Annotated in this window: 4 protein-coding genes and 1 pseudogene; 2 read left to right on the top strand and 3 right to left on the bottom strand. The window is 72.0% G+C overall.

The features are described from left to right. The 3 genes from Q0L15_RS15845 to Q0L15_RS15835 are packed head-to-tail and all read right to left on the bottom strand — an operon-like array spanning position 1 to position 2,773. On the bottom strand, positions 1-627 hold the full coding sequence (locus Q0L15_RS15845) for a hypothetical protein (protein WP_296605418.1): 627 nt from the start codon (positions 625-627) through the stop codon (positions 1-3). Between the two features lie 8 nt (positions 628-635). Beyond that, entirely contained in the window at positions 636-914 is a 279-nt protein-coding gene (locus Q0L15_RS15840) for an Lrp/AsnC ligand binding domain-containing protein (protein ID WP_296605417.1), read from the bottom strand. A 50-nt stretch (positions 915-964) separates the two neighbouring features. Next, positions 965-2,773 carry a DEDD exonuclease domain-containing protein gene (locus Q0L15_RS15835; protein WP_296605416.1) on the bottom strand — a complete coding sequence of 603 codons (1,809 nt, stop codon included), beginning with the start codon at positions 2,771-2,773 and terminating at the stop codon, positions 965-967. A gap of 131 nt (positions 2,774-2,904) precedes the next feature. Between Q0L15_RS15835 and Q0L15_RS15830 the strand changes: the two genes are divergently transcribed. Together Q0L15_RS15830 and Q0L15_RS15825 are read left to right on the top strand one after the other, a co-directional pair. Continuing rightward, positions 2,905-3,198, top strand: a complete 294-nt coding sequence (locus Q0L15_RS15830; RefSeq protein ID WP_296605415.1) for a hypothetical protein — start codon at positions 2,905-2,907, stop codon at positions 3,196-3,198. Continuing rightward, positions 3,195-3,398 (top strand): annotated as a pseudogene (locus Q0L15_RS15825) (RNA-binding protein); the annotation flags it as partial. The gene Q0L15_RS15830 and the pseudogene Q0L15_RS15825, both read left to right, overlap by 4 nt.

Genomic DNA, 3,398 nt, shown 5'->3' with positions numbered 1-3,398 from the left:
TCACACGTCGAGGACGTACTCGCTGCCGTTGCTGCGGAAGCCCACGTGGTCGTAGTAGGCGCCGACCATGTTGGGCGGCGTCGTCACGTGACGCACGCCCAGGGCGGTGAGCATGCCGCTGCGCCGCCAGACGAACTCACCGGGCGTGAAGTCGCGGTAGCGCGGGGTGACGTAGTCGAGACGGATCCGCGCCGAGTCGCCCTCCTGGCGCAGCACCACCACGCCGACGGTCTCGTCGCCCTTCATCACGATGAAGGCGTGGTCGTCGGTGTGCTCGGGCTGCCAGGCGAAGTCCGGCTGGTAGCGCAGGATGTCCTCGCGGTGGAGCCGGAGCACGTGGGCGAGGTACTGGTCGTCGGGGCGCACCTCGAGGACGTCGAAGACGCCCTCGTCGTGGCGCTCGCCCATCAGGCGGACGATGAACCAGATGTTGATCGCGGAGAGCACGACGTTCATGGCGGCCATCGGCCAGACGCCGATCGCGGCGTTGAAGAACACCAGCACCACGCAGGCGAGCAGGTTGAGCGTGCGGAACCGCAGCACCCGCGCCTGGAGGAGCGAGAAGACCAGGAGCGCGCTGCCGCCCCAGCCGACGATGTCGAGCCAGTGGTTGTCGATCCAGTCCACGGCTGTGGTCAGTCCAGGCCGAGCGAGAACGCCGACTCGAGGTCGTGGCGGGAGTAGGTGCGGAACGCGATGTGGGTCTCGGTGGCGGTGACACCGGAGACCTTGTTGAGCCGGTCGGCCACGACCGAGGCGACGTCCTCGTGGTTGCGCACCCGCACGAGCGCGATCAGGTCGATCTGGCCGGTCACCGAGTAGACCTCGCTGACCCCCTCGAGTGCGGCGATCTCCTCGGCCACCTCGGGGATCCGGGCGACGTCGGCCTTGACGAAGACGATGGCGGTGATCACAGACGGACCTTACCGCTGCGCTTGGCCGCCGGTGGCATTGCCAGAAGCCCCTACCTGACAGGCTGATGGACCGTCGCGAGGCTGCGGGTGCGCTCGCCGAACGGCACCAACGAGAGCCGCGACTGGTGGACCGCGTCGTGGATCGCGAGGTGGCGTGACGCCCCCGCGACCGGACAGGTCCACTCGCCGTCGACGTCGACGAGCCGGATGCCCGGCGACTCGAGCCAGCGCAGGACCTTCTCGGTCTCCTCGGCGCTCGCCGCCGGCACCGGCCCGGGGGCGGGGGAGACCGTCTCGGCGGAGAGGCGCAGGGTCGCGACGTAGGAGTGGGCGTCGGCACCGGGCGGGATCACCCCCGCCGCCGCGAGCCGGCCGTAGCGCACGACGTGCACGGCCCAGCGCCCGTCGTCCTGGCGTCGAGCGGCGACGACCTCGGGACACCGGGTGAGCGCGGAGAGTCGCTGGGTGCGGGCCGCGGCCCGCACGAACGCCGCGAGCCGGTCGCGGTGGACGCCGGCCTCCTCGAAGCGTTCGTCGGCGGCCAGGACGGCCATCTTGGCGTTGATGGCCTCGACGACCTCGTCGGGGCGGCGCAGCACCGACTCGCGCAGCTGGCGTACGACGGCGGCGTAGGCCGACTCGTCGACGCTGCCGTCGCACGGGGCCAGACAGCGGTCCATCTCGGCGAGCACGCACGGCGCGCGCCCGCCGGAGGCCGCCGGGTCGCGCGGGAGCCGGTCGGAGCACTGGCGCAGCGGGAACGTCTCGTGCAGCGCCGCGAGGCACTTCTCGGCCGTCTTCTTCGACGAGAACGGCCCGAGGTAGTCGGCGTCGTCGTCGAGCACCCGGCGCACCAGCGAGAGCCGCGGCCACGGCTCGCGGGTGAGCTTGATGAAGTGGACCTTCTCGGGGAACCGCGAGCGGCGGTTGTACTTGGGCTTGTGCTCGGCGATCAGCCGCAGCTCGCGCACCTCGGCCTCGAGCGCCGTCGCGCACTCGATGCCGTCCACCGAGCTGGCGATGCCGACCATCTCGCCCATCCGGGAGCGGGTCTCGGAGGCGGTGAAGTAGGAGCGAACGCGGGTGCGGAGGTCGCGGGAGGTGCCGACGTAGAGCACCCGCGAGCGGTCGTCGCGGAAGAGGTAGACCCCGGGCGCATGCGGGAGCGCCTCGGCCAGGTGGCGCTTGCGGCGCTGGGCGGAGGTGACCCGGGAGGAGAACGTCTGCAGCTCCTCGAGGGTGTGCACGCCGACCCCGCCGAGACGCTCCATCAGCCCGTGCAGCACGTCGACGGTCGCGCGCGCGTCCGACAGCGCCCGGTGGTTGGGCGTGGTCGTGGAGTTGAACGCCTTGGCCAGCGAGGAGAGCTTGCAGTTGGGGGCGTCGTCGCGGGTGACCACCCGCCGGGCGAGCTTGGCGGTGTCGAGCACCTCGAACCGCGGCCACGCGCGCCCCTGCTGCTCGGCGAAGTAGCGCAGGAAGCCGACGTCGAACGGCGCGTTGTGGGCGACCAGGACGGTGCCGGCGGCGAACTCGAGGAACGCCGGGAGCGCGGACTCGATCGGTGGCGCGTCGGCCACCATGGAGTTGCTGATGCCGGTGAGCACCGCGATGAACGCCGGGATCTCCGTGCAGGGATTGACCAGGGTCTGGAACTCACCGAGCACCTCGCCGCCGCGGACCTTGACCGCGCCGATCTCGGTGATCATCGCGCCACCCTCGGCCGACCCGCCGGTGGTCTCGAGGTCGACCACGCAGAACGTGATGTCGCGCAGGGGGCGGCCCAGCTCGTCGAAGCTGCGCTGCGACTCCCACCGACCAGGCGCCTCCCCGAGGAAGCGGTGCGGGGTGGGCTCCATGTCCTCGACGCTAGATCGGGGCACCGACAATCCCCGGGAGACGCGCGGACGTGAGGCATAGGCTGTGGTCGCGACGGGCTCGAGGACCGACGACCCCAGGCGAGCACCGAGAACCGCAGAGAGGAGCAGCGATGACCACCGGGATCCCCGACGCAGGTCAGCGGTGGCGCTGCTCGGGCTGCGGCAACCTGACCCGCTTCGACGTCACCCGCACCCGGCGGACCACGGAGTTCTGGCACTTCGACCTCGGCGGCGAGCCTCGCGTCGAGGAGACCGAGGTCCGCGAGGAGTCGATCAAGACCGTGACCTGCCGCTGGTGCGGGCGGTCCGACGCGATCGAGCTCGTGCCGCGCCACCACGCCGTCGACCCCGCGGAGCCCACCGGCACGCTCGACACCGGGGCCGGCCTGACGGGCCGACCGTGACAGACCCTGCGTTCAGCTCGCTCGCCGAGCTCCCGGAGCAGGTCCGCGCCCGCGTCGTCGCGCTGACCGCCGATGCACTGCCCGACGTGCCCCGCCTGCCTGCCGCCGTACGCCGGGTCGCCGACTTCGCGCCCGCCCGCCGGGCCCGCCTGGGCGGGACCGCGATCGCGGACGCCCTCGGCGACGAGGACTTCCGCGGG

The organism is Nocardioides sp. (assembly GCF_024509035.1).
Lineage (GTDB): Bacteria > Actinomycetota > Actinomycetes > Propionibacteriales > Nocardioidaceae > Nocardioides.
This window is presented reverse-complemented; position numbering and strand designations above follow the sequence as displayed.